20 protein-coding genes, 1 tRNA gene and 1 pseudogene are annotated in these 19,469 nt (G+C 47.9%); 3 read left to right on the forward strand and 19 right to left on the reverse strand.

All coding sequences use genetic code 11. The features are described 5' to 3' along the window. Positions 1 to 4 precede the first annotated feature (4 nt). The 7 genes from gpmI to A0126_RS11825 all read right to left on the reverse strand — a co-directional run bounded on the left by gpmI (position 5) and on the right by A0126_RS11825 (position 7,255). A complete protein-coding gene (gene gpmI, locus A0126_RS11795) occupies positions 5 to 1,552 on the reverse strand; it encodes a 2,3-bisphosphoglycerate-independent phosphoglycerate mutase (protein ID WP_088837741.1) in 1,548 nt (515 codons plus the stop codon). Then, positions 1,553 to 2,305 carry a triose-phosphate isomerase gene (gene tpiA, locus A0126_RS11800; RefSeq protein ID WP_088837742.1) on the reverse strand — a complete coding sequence of 251 codons (753 nt, stop codon included), beginning with the start codon at positions 2,303 to 2,305 and terminating at the stop codon, positions 1,553 to 1,555. A gap of 29 nt (positions 2,306 to 2,334) precedes the next feature. Beyond that, positions 2,335 to 3,519, reverse strand: coding sequence for a phosphoglycerate kinase (gene pgk, locus A0126_RS11805; RefSeq protein ID WP_088837743.1), 1,185 nt, complete (start codon positions 3,517 to 3,519; stop codon positions 2,335 to 2,337). Between the two features lie 122 nt (positions 3,520 to 3,641). Next, on the reverse strand, positions 3,642 to 4,652 hold the full coding sequence (gene gap / locus A0126_RS11810; RefSeq protein WP_088837744.1) for a type I glyceraldehyde-3-phosphate dehydrogenase: 1,011 nt from the start codon (positions 4,650 to 4,652) through the stop codon (positions 3,642 to 3,644). A 53-nt stretch (positions 4,653 to 4,705) separates the two neighbouring features. After that, positions 4,706 to 5,728, reverse strand: a complete 1,023-nt coding sequence (locus tag A0126_RS11815; RefSeq protein WP_029331355.1) for a sugar-binding transcriptional regulator — start codon at positions 5,726 to 5,728, stop codon at positions 4,706 to 4,708. A 118-nt stretch (positions 5,729 to 5,846) separates the two neighbouring features. Beyond that, positions 5,847 to 6,110, reverse strand: a complete 264-nt coding sequence (locus tag A0126_RS11820) for a glutaredoxin family protein (RefSeq protein ID WP_088837745.1) — start codon at positions 6,108 to 6,110, stop codon at positions 5,847 to 5,849. Further along, on the reverse strand, positions 6,107 to 7,255 hold the full coding sequence (locus tag A0126_RS11825) for an RNA polymerase factor sigma-54 (protein WP_088837746.1): 1,149 nt from the start codon (positions 7,253 to 7,255) through the stop codon (positions 6,107 to 6,109). The genes A0126_RS11820 and A0126_RS11825 overlap by 4 nt, the downstream gene beginning before the upstream one ends. Before the next feature lie 187 nt (positions 7,256 to 7,442). Here A0126_RS11825 and A0126_RS11830 point away from each other — a divergent pair. Both A0126_RS11830 and clpP read left to right on the forward strand, forming a co-directional pair. Next, positions 7,443 to 7,518, forward strand: a tRNA-Arg gene (locus A0126_RS11830). Positions 7,519 to 7,698: 180 nt separating this feature from the next. Next, positions 7,699 to 8,283: pseudogene (gene clpP / locus A0126_RS11835) on the forward strand (ATP-dependent Clp endopeptidase proteolytic subunit ClpP); the annotation flags it as partial. A 141-nt stretch (positions 8,284 to 8,424) separates the two neighbouring features. On the opposite strand, the gene A0126_RS11840 reads toward clpP, so the two are convergent. The 11 genes from A0126_RS11840 to hprK all read right to left on the reverse strand — a co-directional run bounded on the left by A0126_RS11840 (position 8,425) and on the right by hprK (position 17,585). Further along, entirely contained in the window at positions 8,425 to 8,661 is a 237-nt protein-coding gene (locus tag A0126_RS11840) for a hypothetical protein (protein WP_029331360.1), read from the reverse strand. A gap of 82 nt (positions 8,662 to 8,743) precedes the next feature. Beyond that, positions 8,744 to 9,700, reverse strand: a complete 957-nt coding sequence (gene whiA / locus A0126_RS11845; protein WP_088837747.1) for a DNA-binding protein WhiA — start codon at positions 9,698 to 9,700, stop codon at positions 8,744 to 8,746. Then, positions 9,697 to 10,695 (reverse strand): gluconeogenesis factor YvcK family protein, encoded by a 999-nt coding sequence (yvcK, locus tag A0126_RS11850; protein WP_029331362.1) that lies wholly within the window; start codon positions 10,693 to 10,695, stop codon positions 9,697 to 9,699. The genes whiA and yvcK overlap by 4 nt, the downstream gene beginning before the upstream one ends. Beyond that, positions 10,695 to 11,564 (reverse strand): RNase adapter RapZ, encoded by an 870-nt coding sequence (rapZ, locus tag A0126_RS11855; RefSeq protein ID WP_029331363.1) that lies wholly within the window; start codon positions 11,562 to 11,564, stop codon positions 10,695 to 10,697. Before rapZ ends, yvcK begins: the two co-directional genes overlap by 1 nt. Before the next feature lie 112 nt (positions 11,565 to 11,676). After that, entirely contained in the window at positions 11,677 to 12,639 is a 963-nt protein-coding gene (gene trxB / locus A0126_RS11860; protein ID WP_088837748.1) for a thioredoxin-disulfide reductase, read from the reverse strand. A gap of 60 nt (positions 12,640 to 12,699) precedes the next feature. Next, a complete protein-coding gene (locus A0126_RS11865) occupies positions 12,700 to 14,181 on the reverse strand; it encodes a tetratricopeptide repeat protein (RefSeq protein ID WP_088837749.1) in 1,482 nt (493 codons plus the stop codon). 98 nt (positions 14,182 to 14,279) lie between these two features. Continuing rightward, positions 14,280 to 14,660, reverse strand: coding sequence for a sporulation phosphorelay system protein KapB (gene kapB / locus A0126_RS11870; protein ID WP_088837750.1), 381 nt, complete (start codon positions 14,658 to 14,660; stop codon positions 14,280 to 14,282). 29 nt (positions 14,661 to 14,689) lie between these two features. After that, complete coding sequence (locus tag A0126_RS11875; RefSeq protein ID WP_088837751.1) at positions 14,690 to 15,172, reverse strand: acyltransferase; 483 nt, start codon at positions 15,170 to 15,172, stop codon at positions 14,690 to 14,692. After that, on the reverse strand, positions 15,156 to 15,812 hold the full coding sequence (gene ppaX, locus A0126_RS11880; RefSeq protein WP_088837752.1) for a pyrophosphatase PpaX: 657 nt from the start codon (positions 15,810 to 15,812) through the stop codon (positions 15,156 to 15,158). The genes A0126_RS11875 and ppaX overlap by 17 nt, the downstream gene beginning before the upstream one ends. A 4-nt stretch (positions 15,813 to 15,816) precedes the next feature. Continuing rightward, entirely contained in the window at positions 15,817 to 16,650 is an 834-nt protein-coding gene (gene lgt / locus A0126_RS11885) for a prolipoprotein diacylglyceryl transferase (RefSeq protein WP_088837753.1), read from the reverse strand. After that, positions 16,650 to 17,585 carry an HPr(Ser) kinase/phosphatase gene (gene hprK / locus A0126_RS11890; RefSeq protein WP_029331373.1) on the reverse strand — a complete coding sequence of 312 codons (936 nt, stop codon included), beginning with the start codon at positions 17,583 to 17,585 and terminating at the stop codon, positions 16,650 to 16,652. Before hprK ends, lgt begins: the two co-directional genes overlap by 1 nt. Before the next feature lie 126 nt (positions 17,586 to 17,711). Between hprK and A0126_RS11895 the strand changes: the two genes are divergently transcribed. Beyond that, positions 17,712 to 18,104, forward strand: a complete 393-nt coding sequence (locus A0126_RS11895) for an Asp23/Gls24 family envelope stress response protein (protein WP_088837754.1) — start codon at positions 17,712 to 17,714, stop codon at positions 18,102 to 18,104. Between the two features lie 164 nt (positions 18,105 to 18,268). Here the strand turns inward: A0126_RS11895 and A0126_RS11900 are convergent, their stop codons facing one another. Continuing rightward, positions 18,269 to 19,375, reverse strand: coding sequence for a DUF4097 family beta strand repeat-containing protein (locus tag A0126_RS11900; protein ID WP_029331375.1), 1,107 nt, complete (start codon positions 19,373 to 19,375; stop codon positions 18,269 to 18,271). Between the last annotated feature and the right edge of the window lie 94 nt (positions 19,376 to 19,469).

Consider the following 19,469-nt stretch of genomic DNA (forward strand, 5'->3'; position numbering starts at 1 on the left):
GGGATTATTTCTTTAATACGATGGATTTACCCGTCATTTCTGACGGCTGATCTGCGCCAAGTAGATCAAGTAATGTTGGTGCTAAATCCGCTAATGCGCCTGTAAGTGGCTCGAGAAGCTCGACGTCTTCGACTGTCACGATACATGGTACCGGTTCTGTCGTATGGGCCGTCATCTTGCTGCCATCTTTATTGAGCACTTTATCGGCATTTCCGTGGTCAGCAGTCACGATTGCTGCGCCACCTTTGCTGACGATCAAGTCAACGACTTTACCGAGACATTCATCAACTGCTTCGATTGCCTTGATTGTCGGTTCGAGCATGCCCGAGTGACCGACCATGTCCGGGTTCGCGAAGTTCAGGATGATGGCATCATGTTTTTCGGAATCGATTGCTTCAACAAGCGCATCCGTTACTTCATAAATGCTCATCTCTGGTTGTAAGTCGTATGTTGCGACTTTTGGCGACGGGATTAAGATACGATCTTCGCCTTCATACGGTTCTTCACGTTGTCCGTTGAAGAAGAACGTGACGTGTGGATACTTTTCAGTTTCCGCGATCCGTAATTGTTTTAAGCCTTGCTTCGAGAGCGTTTCTCCAAGCGTGTTTTTGATATCTTCTGGCGGGAAGACGATATCCGTATCAATCGCATCCGAGTACTTCGTCATGGAGACGAGCAGCAGGTTCTTCGGTGCATTGTCGGGAAGTTCGAATCCTGTGAAGCCAGCTTTTTCTTTGTAGACCTTCGCCAGTTGAATCGCACGGTCAGGGCGGTAGTTAAAGAACATGATTGCATCGTTGTCGTGGATCGGTGCGACTGGCGTACCGTCTTCCTGCACGACGACGGTTGGTTCGATGAACTCGTCCGTAACGTCCTTCGTATATGATTCTTCTACCATGCCGATTGGGTCTTTTGTTGTCGGGCCTTCACCGTATGTGATGACGTCATAGACTTTCTTGACGCGCTCCCAACGGTTGTCGCGGTCCATTGCATAATAGCGTCCAGAGACACTCGCGAATTGACCAACGTGAAGTTCGTCCATTTTCGCTTGTACGTCACGGAGGAAACCAGCACCTGATTGTGGGTCACAATCGCGGCCGTCCGTGAAGGCATGCAGGTAGACTTTTTCGATTTCGTGAAGTTTCGCGAATTCAAGAACGGCATACAAGTGATTGATGTGACTGTGGATTCCACCGTCAGATACTAAACCAAAGATATGGAGTGCTGAATCATGTTTCTTCACGTGACCTGCCGCATCGTTCATCGCTTGACGCGAGAAGAACGAGCGATCTTTGACGGCGTTGTTGATTCGGGATAGCGATTGGTAGACGACGCGACCTGCCCCGATGTTGAGGTGACCCACTTCTGAGTTCCCCATCTGACCTTCAGGCAAACCGACGTATTCCCCTTTCGCATTCAACAACGTATGCGGATATTTGTTCCAAAAGCGATCGAAGTTCGGTTTGTTTGCTGCTGTCACAGCATTCCCGAATTCTTCATCACGCATACCGAAACCATCAAGGATGATAAGTGCGACTGGACGTTTTTTCATTTAAATCGCCTCCAACAGTTTGAGGAACGATCCTGTCTCAAGACTTGCTCCACCAACGAGTGCTCCGTCGATGTCAGGTTGAGCCATATATTCTTTGACGTTTTCCGGCTTGACGCTGCCACCGTACTGGATACGAACTGCTTCTGCAGCTTCTGTACCGAATTCAGCAGCGACGACGTCGCGAACGAATTTACAAGAATCTTGTGCATCTTGTTCTGTCGCTGATTTACCTGTTCCGATTGCCCAGACAGGCTCATATGCGACGACGAGATTTTTCACTTGGTCGACAGTCAAGCCTTTAAGGCTGTTTGTCGTTTGTTCACGGATGACGTCTTCGAACTTGCCGCCTTCGCGCTCTTCAAGTGTTTCACCTACACAAACGATTGGAACGAGACCGTGCTCGAACGCTTTTTTCGCTTTGCTGTTGATGAATGCATCTGTTTCACCAAAGTACTCACGACGTTCAGAGTGACCGAGGATGACGTATGTCACGTCAAGCTCTTTTAGCATGACAGGGCTGATTTCGCCTGTGAATGCACCACTTTCTTGATCGTACATGTTTTGAGCACCGATTTTAAGATCAGTTCCAGCTGCTGCTTCCGTTAAATGAGCAAGGAATACAGCTGGTGCACAGACAGCAGCATCAACAGTCGATGCAGCTGGTACTTTGCCTTTTACTTCTTCTGCGAATGCGACTGCATCCTTCAGAGTTAGATTCATCTTCCAGTTACCTGCGATGATTGGTTTACGCATTGAGAAACACTCCCTTGTGAACTATTGGATTACTTGTCGTTAAGCGCTTCGACACCAGGAAGGGCTTTACCTTCCATGAACTCGAGGCTCGCTCCGCCACCAGTCGAGATATGGCTCATCTTGTCTGCAAGACCGAATTTCTCAGCTGCTGCAGCAGAATCCCCACCACCGATGATTGAGTATGCGTCGCTATCAGCAAGTGCTTGAGCGACACCTTTCGTTCCGTTTGCGTATTTATCAAGTTCGAATACGCCCATCGGTCCATTCCAGACGACGAGTTTCGAGTTCTTGATTGCTTCCGCATACAGTTCGACTGTTTTTGGTCCGATATCAAGTGACATGTGATCCGCTGGGATACTGTCGATATCGCGTGGTCCTACATATGTTTCTTCGCCGAATTCCTTCGTGATGACACAGTCGACCGGCATTAAGAACTTGACGCCTTTGTCTTCTGCTTTTTTCATGAATTCTTTCGCTTGGTCGATTTTGTCTACTTCGAGAAGTGACGTTCCGACTTCATAACCTTGAGCTTTGAGGAATGTATAAGATAATCCCCCACCAATGATCAACGTATCGACGATATCAAGCAAGTGATCGATGACACCGATTTTGTCGGCTACTTTCGATCCCCCGATGATTGCAGTGAACGGACGATCCGGGTTCGAGATCGCTTTCCCGAGAACTTGAAGTTCTTTTTCAATCAACAATCCCGCTACAGCAGTATCGACATGGTGCGCGATTCCTTCTGTAGAAGCATGTGCACGGTGAGCTGCACCGAATGCATCGTTGACGAAGATATCTGCGAGTTTCGCAAATCCTTCAGCGAGTTCAGCATCATTTTTTGTTTCTCCAGGGTAGAAACGAACGTTTTCAAGAACGAGAACGTCTCCTGCTTCAAGCTTGCTGACCGCTTCTTCAGCGACCGGGCCATACGCTTCTTCAACGAGCTTGATGTCTTTACCAAGCAATTCGCTGAGGCGTGCTACGACTGGTGCAAGTGAGAACTCAGGATTTTTTTCGCCTTTAGGACGTCCCATGTGGCTTGCGAGAATGACTTTCGCTCCGCCATCCATCAAATGTTTGATTGTTGGAAGTGCCGCACGAATCCGTGTGTCGTCCGTAATTTTACCGTCTTCTAGTGGTACGTTGAAGTCGACACGTGTAAACACGCGTTGACCTTGTACATCGATGTCGCGAATTGATTTCTTATTCATACATTCGTCCTCCGTCTCATACGTATAGTGAGGGGCTGTGACGCCCCTCCAGACTTTTTTTCGCAATAAGAGCGGAGACTGGTAGTTTCCGCTCTTATTCAATTGCTATTTAATTGCTCGAATTACTTAGCGATTTCTGCGAAGTGTTTGAGTGTACGAACGAGTTGGCTAGTGTAAGACATTTCGTTGTCATACCAAGCAACTGTTTTAACGAGTTGCTTGTCGCCGACAGTAACAACTTTAGTTTGTGTTGCATCGAAGAGTGATCCGTAAGAGATACCAACGATGTCAGAAGAAACGATTTCGTCTTCAGTGTAACCGTAAGACTCGTTCGCTGCTGCTTTCATAGCTGCGTTAACTTCTTCAACTGTAACTTTTTTCTCAAGAACTGTTGTGAGCTCAGTGAGTGAACCTGTAGCGACTGGTACACGTTGTGCAGATCCGTCAAGTTTACCTTGAAGTTCTGGAAGAACGAGGCCGATTGCTTTAGCAGCACCAGTTGAGTTAGGAACGATGTTAGCAGCTGCTGCACGTGCACGACGGAAGTCACCTTTAGGGTGTGGAGCGTCGAGTGTATTTTGGTCGCCAGTGTAAGCGTGGATAGTTGTCATAAGACCTTCAACGATTCCGTACTGATCTTGAAGAACTTTCGCCATTGGAGCGAGACAGTTCGTAGTACATGAAGCACCAGAGATAACTGTTTCAGTTCCGTCAAGAATTTCGTGGTTCGTGTTGTAAACGACAGTTTTCATGTCGCCAGTAGCAGGTGCTGAGATAACAACTTTTTTAGCTCCAGCTTTCAAGTGAAGTTCAGCTTTTTCTTTGTCTGTGAAGAAACCAGTACATTCGAGAACGATGTCAACACCGAGCTCGCCCCATGGAAGTTCTTCTGGATTGCGGTTAGCAAGTGTTTTGATTTCTTTACCGTTTACGAGGAAGTATCCGTCGTGTACTTCAACTTCTCCGTCGAAACGACCTTGAGTCGTATCATATTTTAAAAGGTGTGCAAGCATTTTAGTGTCTGTGAGGTCGTTGATTGCGACTACTTCGATTCCTTCAAATTGAAGAATTTGACGAAGTGCCAAACGCCCGATACGTCCAAATCCGTTAATACCAACTTTTACTACTGCCATGATAATTTTCCTCCTTTTAGTGTAAAGCGAGTTATCTATTATTCAAAAGGGGGCTACCCTTTCAAAATCGTTGTTGCGGCTCCTTCATCCGTAATGAGGATGATGTTTGGAGACTGTTTGACGTAGGCATTGATCGCTTCTGCTTTCGAATGACCACCGGCGACAACCACGACGTGTTCGACTTTTTTCAAGTCGTCGAGTTGTAGTCCGACCGTTTTGACACGGTGGACGATGTTTCCGTCCCGATCAAAATAATATCCGAATGCTTCTGCGACGGCTTGCTCGTCTTCGAGCTGTTCCAAAAGAGCTGTCGAAGCACGACGACGTTTTGCCATCGTTTTTGCCTCACCAATTCCATGTACCACGATTGAAGCATCTTTAATCATCTGTAAGACATTTTTAATGCTCGGCTCCTCGACCATCTTGACGAATGTCTCGGTGCTGACCATGTCTGGAATGTGAAGCAGATGATAGTCGCTTTGGGCACGTGAAGCCATGCGTGAGCAGACCGTATTCGCTTGAAGTTCAAGCGTTTCGCCAAGACCGCCTCGTGCGGGTACAAACGTCATCGGACGATTTTCCTTATCGGGCGACATCATCGCCGCGACCGAAGCCATCGTCGTCCCACCTGTAACTGCGATCGTATTGTGGTCTTTTGAAAGTTCACGTTTTAAGCGGGCAACTGTTGCCCGTCCCATATCGCGTTGCACCCAGAAGGTTTGATCCGAATCACCCGGTACGATGACGACGTCTTTTACACCAAGCTTCTCTTTTAAGGCTTTCGCCATATCGGAGATCCCGGCGAGTTCCGCCATCACACTGTGCATGCTTCGTAATACCGTCCGCCCTTCATCCGTCAAGGACATGCCTTGCGTCGCAACTTCCAGTAAGTCTTGTTCTTTTAAGAAGTCGACCTCCCGGCGTAGAACGCGTTCCGTCAAGCCAAGGCTCGTCGCAAGTGTTCGTCGTCCGATCGGTTGCATCAGGCGTACATAATGAAGAATGTCGTAACGTGTCTGCATTTCTTCAATCAGATCAGGCACGATTCGCTTTTGGATCTGTACTAACTGCCGAATCATGTAACTCCCGCTCCTCTCAAATTGCTGGACACTTTACGTCCCGCGTGTCATATCTTGTCCCACTTGGTACATTGCTATCATAACAGTACCCTGGTTTTGTTTCAAGTCTCGACCGTCATCTTTTTTCAAGTAAACGATTTCTTACCGCCTCCGTCTCAAATTTTCCATAACTTAAGATTTCGTTTTGATGTGCGAGAACCGGTATTTCGTAGAGGTACTTCAGACTGAGCGCCGCATCGTTGTCAATGTTGATTTCTTCGAATGTCCATTCGGGAAATTCATCTAATACAAAATCGAGCAAGATGGCGGCTTCCTCACATAGTGTACAACCCGGACGTGAATAGAGTGTTAAGTGCATGTTTTCTTTTGTTCGCATCATGAATTCGCCTCTCGTCTCTCGAAGTCCGCTTGGGTCAAACCAAGGGCTGCCCGATATTTTGCGACCGTTCGTCTCGCGACCGTAATCTCCTCCGCTGTGAGACGGTCCGTCAATTGTTGATCACTCATCGGAACAGGCGACGCTTCGAGCAGTTGAGCGATCCGGACCTTAACTAAGAAACTCGACGTCCCGGTCGTCGTCCGTGAGACGAAAAAATCTTCGAGTAACATCGTGCCCTGAATCGTCTTGACCGTTTTGTTCGCAATCGCCCGTCCAACCGTCGACGGATGATGCCCCGTCACTTCCGCCACTTCTTTTTTCGTCAGCGGCGCGAGCTCGAGCTTTCCTTTAAACCAATTGAGCTGTCGCTCGATGATGACGTCCAGAATCGCCCGAAGCGTCGTCCGTCTCCGTTCATATGCACTCAAGAACGGTTTTGCTTCATCGAGGTCCGCCCAGCTCCGGTCGATTTCGAGATCAGACCAGTTGATCGTCAACTCGCCGTCACGGAATTCGATGTCTGCTTCCGGAATCGTCAGAACGGTCGTCTCCGGAAGGACCGGTGCTTTTGGTAACCGATCGAGCGCCGCTTTGATCCGTATCCGGTCTGTTGCATCATCAATGTCTTGAAGTACTTGTTTGACAGCAATCCCTTCATTCAAATCCGTCGCGACATCAATCAATAACGCGTCATCTAGTTCGAGCGCGTGCAACAACCGGCATTCGTGCGCGGAACGTGCCGCAATTCCCGTCGGTTCACACCGTTGTAAAACGTGTCGTGCTTGTTTTACGAGACTGACGTCCGCCTCTAACAATGTTGCCAGTTGCGCATCCGTCGTCCGCAATAATCCATCCGTATCTAAGTACGTCATGAGTTGTTCCGCCATATATCCTATTTCCTGTCTGACCGATTCTAAACGTATTTGCTGAAGAAGCGTCGCTTCAAATGAAGCGACACGGTCTGCGACGCGGCCAAAATCAACGTCGATTGTTTTACTGAGATTATTCCGATAAGCGCTTGTCCGGCGTATGATTCGGTATACATGTTCTTCGAGTTCAGCAAATGATTCTTCAAGAATCGTCAACTGAAACAATTGGGACGTCGATAACGTCATCCGTTGCGTCTGTTCCTGGCGCTGTTCCATCGTCGGATCTCCCTTCATTCCATTGCATCTTTAACTCTTCTATATAGTATAGAGGAAAAAATCTTCCGACCGTCTAGAAAGTCCTCCTTAAGCATCTTTCGCCCGAAAAAAAATGTTGAATTTATCAATCGAGTATTGCTTTCCTGAAAAAATGTCGGTATACTATTAATTGTTCAGTAAAAAACATGCACCCGTAGCTCAGGGGATAGAGCACTGGTTTCCGGTACCAGGTGTCGGGAGTTCAAATCTCTCCGGGTGTACCATCTTTGAATCTACAGGCAATGCCGTTCGCGGTATTGCCTTTTTTTCTATATTGATATGTTTAATTCAATGCCATTCAGGAAAAATACATAAAAGTCGCATCGTATCTTTTGACCAATATTGACCAAAGGATTATGATAGGAATAAGTCGAATATGAGCTACATACCATCATAAGGAGGCAAAGACTATGTTAATTCCAACAGTCATCGAACAAACCAACCGCGGGGAACGTGCTTACGATATCTATTCACGTTTGCTCAAGGATCGTATCATTCTTCTCGGGAGCGCGATTGACGATAACGTCGCCAACTCAGTCGTTGCCCAGTTGCTCTTCTTAGCAGCAGAGGATCCAGATAAAGAAATTTCGCTCTACATCAACAGCCCGGGCGGTTCAATCACGGCGGGTATGGCGATTTACGATACGATGAACTTCATCAAACCACAAGTTTCAACAATTTGTATCGGAATGGCCGCTTCAATGGGTGCGTTCCTCTTACAAGCAGGCGCAAAAGGAAAACGTTTTGCCCTTCCAAACGCTGAGATCATGATTCATCAACCGCTCGGCGGCACACAAGGACAAGCGTCAGACATTAAAATTCATGCAGAACGTATCATCAAAATGCGTGAACACTTAAACAAAATCATGGCAGAAAACACAGGACAACCACTTGAAGTCATCGAACGCGATACAGAGCGTGATAACTTCATGTCTGCTCAAGCAGCAGCTGACTACGGTCTCATCGACCGCGTCATGGAGCGCGCTTAATCTGTTAACCCGACCGACCGTTGATGTTTTTACATCAGCGGTCGTTTTTTTGTTGTCTTCAAAAAAAAATCCTCTCCACGCCGGGCATGAACTTCATTAAATCATGAAAGTTCGTCCCGAACCTGAAAAGGATCGTTTGTGTTAGTCGATGAGATCTGTAATATCAGACACGATGTCGTGGTTTTCACGAATCAATGTGTAAATCCCGTTCGCATGTGGTGAAAGCTCTTCTTCTGCTTGCAATTGCTTAAGGAAGAGTGATGTTGCGAATGTCACGAGTGTACTTTTCGGTACACCGATTGATTTTGCTTTTTTCGTCAAGACTTCATCAAATTTCGCATCGACTGTCAGCGAAATACGTTTTTTTTCGTTAGCCATTTCAAAAACTCCTTAATTCGAACATTTAGTTGCATCGACTATATATTATAGTAGACTATGGTTCATCTCGCAAGTTTCCCCTTTAGAGCGCACCTGTCAACGACTCACCATTCCGGAGTTTATCCGCAATTTGATCAATTTTCCGCAATCGATGATTGATCCCTGATTTTGAGATGGAGCCGCTCTCGACCATCTCGCCGAGCTCTTGCAGCGTCACGTCTTGATGCGTCACGCGTAAAATCGCGATTTCCCGTAACTTGTCCGGTAAGACATCGAGTCCGACCGTCCGTTCGAGAAATTTGATATTCTCCACTTGGCGGAGCGCTGCCCCGACCGTTTTGTTGAGGTTCGCTGTCTCACAGTTGACGAGACGATTGACCGAATTCCGCATATCTTTTAAAATCCGGACATCTTCAAAACGAAGCATCGAATGGGTCGCCCCGACTACCTTGAGGAAATCAGAGATTTTTTCACTCTCCTTGATGTAGAGGATGTGCCCTTTCTTACGCTCGATTGCTTTTGCATTCAAATCGAATTGGTTCGTCAAACTCCGAAGCGCCGCATTGTGATCCTCATAGAGACTGAAGATTTCTAAATGGTACGACGACGTCGCCGGATTGTTCAGTGACCCTCCGGCTAAGAACGCCCCCCGTAAATAGGCACGTGCCCGCCGTTCATCTTTTAAAATCGTATCGCTGATTGAACGAATCATCGTGAATCCTTCGCCGAGGATGCCTAAATCCTGCAGAATCTTATCGGCTTGTTGCTTCACGCGAACGATGTAGACGTTATTTTTTTTGAGGCGCATTTTCTTTCGGACGAGTAGATCCAGATGGACCCCGTATGCCCGTTTTAATAATGAATAAATCCGTCGCGCGATCGACGCATTTTCAGTCGAAATATCAAGTGTCAATCCGCGGCCGAGTCCGAACGAAATCGCACCGTTCATCCGTGCGAGCGCCGCTAATTCCGCCTTCATCTCGTGATCCGTGATGGCAATCTGTGTTAATTCTTTTTTAACTTCTGAAGCAAAACTCACGTCAATTCCTCCTTCCCTTCGAGTTGACGCACCCGTCGAATCGATAATACTTTCCGCATGACGAGGCTCGCGACCGCGTCCGCGTCATGACGGATGAAATGATGGTTATAGTCGACGATATCGTCCGCGAGCACTTCAATTCCCGCCTCGACGAACCGTTCATCATCGTAAGTGACGATATCGGCATGATCTTTTTGGTATTTTCGCAAATAGCTTGCATCGATTGATTCGTTATTGACAATGATTGTATCGACGACACCTTGACCAAGAAAACGTTCGAGCGCAGTCAAGTGATCATTTGCCGTGAAGGCCGTCGTCTCACCCGGTTGCGTCATGACGTTACAAATATAGACGACAGGTGCAAGCGATTGTTTAATCGCTTCCCGGATTTCATCAATCAAGACGTTCGGGATGATACTCGTATAGAGACTCCCTGGTCCGAGGACGATGACATCGGCCTCAAGAATCGCTTGAATCGCTTCCGGTACCGGACGGACATCTTCTTCTTCCAAATAAATCCGCTCGATGACCTTTCCGACTTTCGGAATCAACGACTCGCCTTTGACAATCGTCCCGTCTTCGAACTCGGCACATAACGTAATCGTCCGCTCCGTCGCCGGATAGACTTTCCCTTCCGCATTCAACAGTTGTCCCATGACGCCAATCGCCTCGACGAACGAGCCGTTACAGAGCTGCGTCGCAGCCGTCAGCATCAAGTTTCCGAGCGAGTGACCGTGAAGTCCTTCTCCCGTTTCAAAACGGTACTGCATGATCCGGTCCATCAATGTCTCGGACTTCGATAGCGAGACGATGACGTTTCGAATGTCACCCGGCGGCAACATGTTGAACTCTGTCCGTAAGCGCCCCGAGCTCCCCCCGTCATCCGCGACCGTGACGATGGCCGTGATGTCGAGCGGATAATGCTTCAGTCCACGCAAAAGAGTCGACAAGCCCGTTCCACCGCCAATCGCGACGACTTTCCGTTCCCATTTCATTACTTTTCCTCCTTCGCGTGAACATAATCCCGGTGATTCGTGACGACGTGATACTGGTTTTCAAATTCTTTACTGATTGCTTCCGCAAACGTAATCGAGCGGTGTTTACCACCTGTACAGCCGAGGGCGACGACGAGTTGTGATTTTCCTTCCCGTTCGTACTGGGGAATCAGGAACTCGAGCAAGTCGACGAGTTTTTTATAGAACAATTTTGCTTCCGGCCACTTCATGACGTATGACGATACTTCGAGATCGAGTCCCGTTTTCGGACGTAACTCCGGGATGTAAAACGGATTCGGCAGAAAACGAAGGTCAAAGACGAGATCGGCATCGAGCGGCAGTCCGTGCTTGAAACCAAATGACATCACATTGACGGTAAAGGGAATCCGTTCCCCTTCCGTAAATTCTTTGAGCAAGCGTTCTTTCAGTGCAAGCGGTTTGATGTCACTCGTATCGATCAGCATCTGTGCTTTGTCACGGAATCCTTCGAGCAGCGTCCGCTCTCGCTCGATACCGATCAGTGGTGACGCAGTCGGCGCCAGTGGATGCGAACGCCGCGACTCTTTATAGCGGCGCACGAGGACGTCATTGCGTGCGTCTAAGTACAACATACGAATCTGCAGGTTCGTTTTTTTCAAATCTTCGTAAACGACAAAGAAACTATCAATAAAATCACGAGCACGTGTATCGATGGCGACGGCAATTTTCGGACGGACTTGCCCAATCACTTCAATCAATTGCGGCAGTAACGTCGGTGGGAGATTGTCGACACAGAAATAGCCTAAGTCCTCAAAGCTATTCATGGCGACACTCTTTCCAGCCCCACTCATTCCCGTGATGATGACCAATTGCGGTTGATTCTCTTCCATCTTTTCGCCCTCCAGACAACAGTTCCGCGTGTATTTTTTATTCCAAATTCAGTATAGCATAAAAAAAGAGCCAGCCTCATTGAAGTCCCCTCCAACAAAGCTGGTTCCTGTCTTACACCTGTGATGATTCCTGTAATTCCTCGAGTAACGCTTCGATATAATGCTGTGCATTTTGAGCAGCAATCGAACCATCATTCGTTGCCGTAACGACTTGACGGAGCGTTTTCTCACGGACGTCTCCAGCTGCGAAGATTCCTTTGATGTTTGACTCCATGCCTTCGTTCGTCACAACATATCCTTGATCGTTCAAGATACCAAGATCTTGGACGTAACCTGTGATCGGGTTCATTCCGATGTAGATGAAGACACCATCGATCGGATGTGTCGTCACATCTGCCGTTTTCGTATTGATTAAATCAATCGAACCGACTTTACCGTCTTGTTCGTTGATTTGTTTGACGGTATGGTTCCAGATGAAATCGATTTTCGGGTTATCGAACGCACGTTTTTGAAGAATTTTTTGTGCACGTAATTCTTCACGACGGTGGACGATTGTGACTTTTTTCGCGAAACGTGTCAAGTAGACACCTTCCTCGACCGCTGAATCCCCACCACCGATGACGAACAATTCTTTTTCTTTAAAGAAAGCTCCGTCACAAACGGCACAATACGAGACACCACGGCCGCCGAGCTCTTCTTCGCCCAGTACACCGATTTTCTTATATTGTGCGCCCGATGCGATGATGATCGCCCGCGCATGATAATCCTTGTTGTGTGCATGGACCGTTTTAAAAGCACGTCCATCCTCGATGCTACGGACGTCACCGTACGCATATTCTGCGCCGAATGCTTTCGAGTGATCGAACATTTTTTGTGAAAGGTCCGGTCCAAGGATGCTATCGTATCCCGGATAGTTTTCGATATCTTCCGTGTTGGCCATTTGACCGCCTGGAATACCACGTTCAATCATCAGTGTTGAAAGGTTTGCGCGTGATGCGTAAAGTGCTGCCGTCATTCCGGCAGGACCTGCACCGATAATGATGACATCATAAATTTTTTCAGTAGTTTCTGTCATGTTTCCACCCCATCTTAAGTTTCGTTGTAATTTGAGTATAGGTGAGAATATGGCAAACGTCTAACATTTTGCCCGAGCAGGTGTCAGGTGTTGTTTGTAGGCACGAATCGTCATCGCCACCTCATCAAAAGAGACATCAACCAGTTCGGCACACTCTTCAATCAACATCCCTTCCCGTAACTCGTGAAACAGATGGATTAGTGCAGCGGCTGAACGTTCGACCGAGTCGAACGTTTCGCCACTGAGGACGAGTCGGGCAAACCGTTCATAAAAATCGCCTTCAAGGCTCATCCGCTCTTCGTCAGATACGTAATGTTCTGCGAGACGAATCGTCTGTAAGGCACGATGAATCCGTTCATCGACGATATCGCTCCGTCCATTCATCTCATGCAAAATTTGTTCTGTCAGCTGCAGGACATCTTCGTGATCCGTCACTTCCGGCATCATCGAAAGGGCTAACCGTGCTTCCTCGTCATTTAGTTTCCCGAGTAACAAAGCCGTGAAAATGCGTGAGACATCATCTTCCGTTTTCAACGCTTGAATCAAGGCTGAACGAAACTGAAGGTTATGACGAATGTCGTATGCCTCTTGTTCTTCCCGTAAGCTCGTGGCTTCTTTTGATTGTAAGAAGGCTGCGGCTTCTTCGATATGTCCCGTTTTGAATGCAGAAATCGATAACCAGTGACCGAATAGTGGGTCGCCTCGATAGCCACGGCGTTCGAGCAATTTCAATTCTTCGTACGCTAAGTCATGACGACCGATGATCGCAAGAGTCGATGCGACTTTATAACGTGTTTCAAGATTGACGGAACGAACGTGTTCGAGCTTCCGTGACAGACGGTGCGCTTCTTCATCCTGCCCCATCTCATGTAAGAGAACGAGCGTATTACAAAGCGCGTGGAGATTTCCCGGATTTCCTTCTAAGACGCGTTCAAGCGAATGGAAAGCCCGGTCATTTTCACCGAGATAAAATTCGACGATTGCCAAGTTATTGTAGGCTGGCCAAAATGTCGGGTATGTCGCGATCAAGGACTCGAGTGTGTCCTGTGCTGCAAACAACATCCCTTTATCGATTTGGCGCTGGGCTTGTGCATGGAGACGAATCAACTCATCTTCATCGTCATCCTCAAGCTCTTGCTCAAGATCAATCAATTCCACGAGTGCGGCCGATGCCTCTGCGTGTTTGCCTGCCGGCGCATGTTTTAAATATTCGAGCGCATATTCTTTTGCTTCTTCATATAAAGAAACGTGCGCATAGTTGTTCGCTAAATAAAAAAGTGATTCGGTATTTGACTCATCGAGTGCACGGACACGTTTCAATACATCGTTCGCATGATTGATTTCTCCCGTTTCGAACAGGACACGTGCGTAACGTAGTAGGTAACGGACATCTTCTGGTTGAAGCGTCGTTGCTTCGTCAAGATGATAGACCGCCTCTTCGAGTCTCCCTTCCCGATGCGCCTTCCGTCCGCGAAAATAAAAAAGTTCCGCTTGGCGCGTTGTAATCGCAAAGGGGTCTGCTTTGTATTCCGTTAATTCCATAGTGATTCAAGCCCCCATAATATAAATCTAGTTTCGTAGTTGCAGAGACAAGAATAACCTATCTCGGATAGCGTTGCAACAGAAAAAAACGCCGGGGTTTACGCCCAGCGTTTCGCATAAATGGTTTCGAGTTCCTTGTAGTTCTCTAAGCATTTTCGTACAAAAGCATCTTCTTGCGGATTCTTGTTTTGCAGACGCTCAACATCTTTTTCGAATGCTTGGCGTAAGCTGTCGGAATACGCTGGAATCTCTCCGTCATATGCATAGACGACGCTTGGAGAAACCGTGATTTTTTCGTGTTGATGTAAGGCGGTACGGATATGGAAGAGCGGTACGTCAACTTGGTTCGGTTGATGCAGATCACCTTGCGTCGGATGTTTCTCGACCGCGAGGACTTCAACGACGAGACCTTGTGGACGTTCTGCGAATAATCTTCCGAAATACTTTCCTGTTTTATAGGTGAAGCGAATATAATTCATTGCGGATCGACCTCCTTCTCACAGTTTCGTCACATTTCATGCCGGCGAAGCGGCTGACTCGAGACACGTTCGTTCGGTAAGATGTCCCGGTGAACGACGGAACCGGCACCGATGACAGCACCGTCCCCGATCGTCACCCCTGGTAAAATCGTCACGTTCGCGCCGATTAAGACGTCACTACCGATCGTCACATTACCGACCCGGTACTCGGTCGTCAAATACTCATGACAGAGAATCGTCGTGTTGAAGCCGATGATCGTATTCGAGCCAATCGAGATTCGTTCCGGGAACATCGTGTCCGGCATCACCATCAAGGCAAGCGCCGTCCGGTCGCCGATCTTCATCCGGAGACACGTCCGGTACAAGCCATTCTTAAAGCGGAGCGACGGCGAAAAGCGTCCGATTGTAATGATGAGGAAACACCACATGACCTTGAAGAACGAAACCGTCCGGTACATGTGCCATAACGGATTCGTCGCCCCGACGTGATAGCGATCAGTCCGCCGTGCCATTTTGCGCCTCGATCCAGTCACTCAAGTGTTCCATCGAGTCGATGATGACGCTTGGCTCTAATGCTTCGAGATACGGACGTCCTTTAATCGCCCAGCCGACCGCAACGGTTTTCAATCCGGCATTTTTCCCGCCGTTGATATCCGTGTCGTTATCCCCGACCATGATTGTCTCGTCTGTTGTCGAACCGAGGAGTGCCATCGCTTTTTCAAATGGTTCGACGGCTGGTTTTTCTTCCGTCACATCGTCTGCTGCGATGATTGTCTCAAACAGTGACGTCAGTCCGAACAGCTCAATCCCTTTTAAGGCGACGCGACGACTTTTTGACGTCACGATCGCCATCTTGTAGCCCTGTTCCTTCAAGCGGCGTAAACCGTCGAGGACACCCGGATATTCAAGGACGAGTGCGTCATGCATCGCGATGTTATAGCTGCGGTAAAAGGCGACCATCTCTTTCCACTGCTTGGCGTTGAGCTCTGAAAATGATTTTTCCAGTGTTGGACCGATGAACGGAAGCAATTCTGCCTCCGTAAACGTCCGTTCCGGATAGTAGTAACTGAGCGTATGTTCAAAACTTTTTAGAATCAACGGGTTCGTATCAATCAACGTACCGTCTAAATCAAATAGAATCGTATTAATCATCGTTTCACTTCGCCTCCCGTGTCGTTCCATCCAAGTAGCGGACAGCATTTTTCCGGATGACCATCATGACGAGTCCGAAGACGATTAAACAAATCGAGACGATTTGTGCCGTCCGCAGTCCGTCCCCCATCAACAGACTATCCGTCCGGAGTCCTTCAATATAGTAACGTCCAATCGAGTACCAGACGAGATAACCGAGGAAGACGTAGCCGCGACGCGGATTGAACTTCATCCGCCAGACAATCAACAAGATGACGCCGATGATGTTCCAAATGCTCTCATAGAGGAACGTCGGCACGTAATAGACGCCGTCGATATACATCTGATTGACGATCCAGTTCGGCAAGTGCAACGTATCTTGCAGGAACGACCATGTCGTCTCTCCCCCGTGCGCTTCTTGGTTGAAGAAGTTGCCCCAACGTCCGACCGCTTGACCGAACAGGAGTGACGGCGCCAGGATATCCGCGATTTGCCAAAACGAAATGTTTTTCTTTCGCGTATACAGGATGACTGTCAAAATCGCCCCGATGATGGCACCGTGAATCGCGATTCCGCCTTGGCGGATGTTGATGATTTGATCGAGATGTTGACCGTAATACTGCCACTCGAAAGCCACATAGTAAATCCGGGCACAGATGATGCTGATCGGAATCGACCAGATGACGACATCGACCGCGTATTCTTCGTTGAAACCGATTCGCTTCGATTCGAAGATGGCGATCATCAAGCCGACGATTGCGCCCAAGGCGATGACGACACCATACCAATAGATTGGAATCGGACCGAGCTCAATCGCGACGCGGTCGAATGTCGGTTGTACCGTTGCGAGTGTCCCCATCATAGACCACCATTCCCGTCTTCGATCGCTTGCGCGAGACGTCCGGCGAATTCTTCTGCTGTGTTGATGCCCATATTTTTCAGACGATAGTTCATCGCCGCGACTTCGATGATGACGGCAAGGTTACGCCCGGGACGAACCGGAATCGTCAAAAACGGAATTTCCGTATCGATGATTTGTAACGTCTCTTGATCAAGACCGACGCGGTCATAGACTTTCGTTTGATCCCAAATTTCCAGATTACAGACGAGGCTGATTTTTTTATGCGACCGTACGGCACCTGCACCGAACAACGTCATGACGTCGATGATGCCGATTCCGCGAATCTCAAGGAGATGCTGAATCAATTTCGGCGCTGTGCCGACTAAGATGCCGTCACCCGTCTGACGAATTTCAACGGAGTCGTCCGCGACAAGGCGGTGTCCCCGCTTGACGAGTTCGAGTGCCGTTTCGGATTTACCGACACCACTTGCCCCTTTGATGAAGACGCCGACCCCGTAAATATCGACGAGGACGCCGTGCATCGCTGTCGTCGGGGCGAGTTCCGCTTCGAGGAAGTTCGTGATTTGAGATTCGACCGATGTCGTATGTCCCTTCGTCGTCAAGAGCGGTACGTTCGTTTCGTCAGCTGCTTTGATGATCGCTTCCGGTACCTCAAACCCGCGCGTCACTAAAATCCCTGGTGTTTCATCTGTACAGAGGACGTTTGCTCGTTCGAGCTGTTCCTCATACGTCAGGTTGTTGAAAAACGTCAATTCTGTTTTCCCGAGGACTTGCAGACGTTCTGCCGGATAATACGCATAATAACCAGCGAGGACGAGGCCCGGTCGACAGAGATCAGCCGTCAAAATCGGACGATGTAGTCCTTCTTCTCCGGTGACAATTTTTAAATTGAATTGCTTTACGATTTCAGCTGTTCGCACTTTTGCTTGCACGCTCAATCAGCCCCTTTCACTTGAAGTATTGTACCATATTTTTGCTAAAATCAATGAATTCGATTAGAAGCTGATAATCTTGGGAAAGGAATAACGTTAGAGAAAACAAGAAAGGAGGTTTTGATAATGATGAATATGTCAGGTAGTGGTATCGGAATGATTATCATTATGATTTTATGCGGGATCCTTGCAATCCTCGGACTCGTCTACATCATCATCTCGTTAATCGATATGTGGAAGTCCTATTCGCGTGATCAAAATCAGACATCGCTCTTATTTTTCATCATCTCATTGATCGGTGTCTTCTTAAGCGGATCGTTCATTTCATTCATTCTTGCCATCATCTTTTATTGGAATCGTGTCCGTCGTAAAAGCTGGATGGGAATCGGCTTAATTATTGCCGCAATCGTCCTCGCTATCGTCGGTGTCATCACGTTCATTTCATTCGGGTACGACATGAACAACTTCGACAATATGAACTGGGACGAACCCATGATGGATGAAGACTATAACTACTAATCGAAAAGAAGGGGATGCCATCTACATGATGCGCATCCCCTTCTTTTTGATTGTAGACAAACGCACATCATTTTTTGATTGCGATGCTTGATCATACATTTTCATCAGGAAGCGATAAAAAAATCCCACCGGCTCCGGTTTCAGGAAGCAGGCGGGATTTTTGATTAGAACGCTTGCGGACTTAAGTGAACACCGTGCGTCACGGAAATCGTTCCCGTTTTCGTATCGGCTTCGACTTCAATCTTCGGCGTCCGATCACGACCGGAGACGAAATGAAGTTTACGGTTCACGACATCTTTTTGGTCGCGAATCACTTCCATCTCATCGAGGTTACAATTCAACCCACCAAAGTTTGTTTCCAGCTCACCATATACTTCAGCACCATGCGGTAACATCAAAGCAATGCTTCCCGCGAGTGACGACGCTTGAATCTTCGCGTCATGGGCTGTTTTTAATTCACAACGGACATTGCCGTTCGCGGTTTTCAGCTCAGAACGTTCAAAAACCCCGTTCGCGATGATTTGACCATTCGCCGTCTTCGCTTTTAACATTTTGACTTCTGACTCTTCGACTTCAATCGAACCGTTCGCCGTCGAAGCTTTCAAATCCTCACTATAAAGATCGCGGACATGGATCCGTCCGTTCGCTGTCATCAGTTGAACGCTCGTCGCGTCAAGCGACGACAACGTAATCTCGCCATTCAACGTCTGTAACACGAACGCCTCGTAGTGACGACGCGGAACTTTTAAGTGGATCGTCGCCCGGACGCGTTTATCTTTCAAGCGAATCGATAGCGTGTTAGCGGAGACGGAATGTTGAAGCGACGCTTGAAGTTGTTCGAGCGCTTGCTCCTCATTGACTTGGCGAAGCGGACGCCCCGTCACCGTCAACTCACACTCCTCTAAATCACTTGGTTCGACGACAGCATTGGCATTAAATAAATCCAAATGAATCGTCTCTCCACTGAATGGGAATTGTTTGACGTACGTGACGTTCGGACCGGACGTCTGATTTAATGAGAGATCACTCTCTTTAATCCGGTTGACGAGACCATCAAAAGCAGACATCACTTTCGACGTCAGTGAATCAACCGTGTAATGATCGACGCGGTCGTACTGTTCCGGTTCATCGACATACTTATGATTACTTGCTGTCGTCGATTGTTGCTGATCGAGTGCTTCAAGGCGTTCGAGCTTATCGAGTGCCTCATCGATCGTCAACTTTCCTTCTTTTACCTGTTCAAGTATCAACTGACGCATATCTTGTTTCATGAACATTCCCCTCCTATTTTCTGAACACGCTATGACGCAGGAAAACTTATTCACTCTTTCGTTCTACTTCCCTTACTTCCCTTTTACGAATCCT

The sequence above is a fragment of the Exiguobacterium sp. N4-1P genome, assembly GCF_002214325.1.

Excerpts from the sequence above, each read along its gene's own strand:
- gpmI (WP_088837741.1), bottom strand. The coding sequence starts at position 1,552 with ATGAAAAAACGTCCAGTCGCACTTATCATCCTTGATGGTTTCGGTATG.
- tpiA (WP_088837742.1), bottom strand. The coding sequence starts at position 2,305 with ATGCGTAAACCAATCATCGCAGGTAACTGGAAGATGAATCTAACTCTG.
- pgk (WP_088837743.1), bottom strand. The coding sequence starts at position 3,519 with ATGAATAAGAAATCAATTCGCGACATCGATGTACAAGGTCAACGCGTG.
- gap (WP_088837744.1), bottom strand. The coding sequence starts at position 4,652 with ATGGCAGTAGTAAAAGTTGGTATTAACGGATTTGGACGTATCGGGCGT.
- A0126_RS11820 (WP_088837745.1), bottom strand. The coding sequence starts at position 6,110 with ATGATGCGAACAAAAGAAAACATGCACTTAACACTCTATTCACGTCCG.
- A0126_RS11825 (WP_088837746.1), bottom strand. The coding sequence starts at position 7,255 with ATGGAACAGCGCCAGGAACAGACGCAACGGATGACGTTATCGACGTCC.
- A0126_RS11840 (WP_029331360.1), bottom strand. The coding sequence starts at position 8,661 with ATGGCTAACGAAAAAAAACGTATTTCGCTGACAGTCGATGCGAAATTT.
- yvcK (WP_029331362.1), bottom strand. The coding sequence starts at position 10,695 with ATGAAATGGGAACGGAAAGTCGTCGCGATTGGCGGTGGAACGGGCTTG.
- rapZ (WP_029331363.1), bottom strand. The coding sequence starts at position 11,564 with ATGGAAGAGAATCAACCGCAATTGGTCATCATCACGGGAATGAGTGGG.
- trxB (WP_088837748.1), bottom strand. The coding sequence starts at position 12,639 with ATGACAGAAACTACTGAAAAAATTTATGATGTCATCATTATCGGTGCA.
- A0126_RS11865 (WP_088837749.1), bottom strand. The coding sequence starts at position 14,181 with ATGGAATTAACGGAATACAAAGCAGACCCCTTTGCGATTACAACGCGC.
- kapB (WP_088837750.1), bottom strand. The coding sequence starts at position 14,660 with ATGAATTATATTCGCTTCACCTATAAAACAGGAAAGTATTTCGGAAGA.
- A0126_RS11875 (WP_088837751.1), bottom strand. The coding sequence starts at position 15,172 with ATGGCACGGCGGACTGATCGCTATCACGTCGGGGCGACGAATCCGTTA.
- ppaX (WP_088837752.1), bottom strand. The coding sequence starts at position 15,812 with ATGATTAATACGATTCTATTTGATTTAGACGGTACGTTGATTGATACG.
- lgt (WP_088837753.1), bottom strand. The coding sequence starts at position 16,650 with ATGGGGACACTCGCAACGGTACAACCGACATTCGACCGCGTCGCGATT.
- A0126_RS11895 (WP_088837754.1), top strand. The coding sequence starts at position 17,712 with ATGATGAATATGTCAGGTAGTGGTATCGGAATGATTATCATTATGATT.
- A0126_RS11900 (WP_029331375.1), bottom strand. The coding sequence starts at position 19,375 with ATGAAACAAGATATGCGTCAGTTGATACTTGAACAGGTAAAAGAAGGA.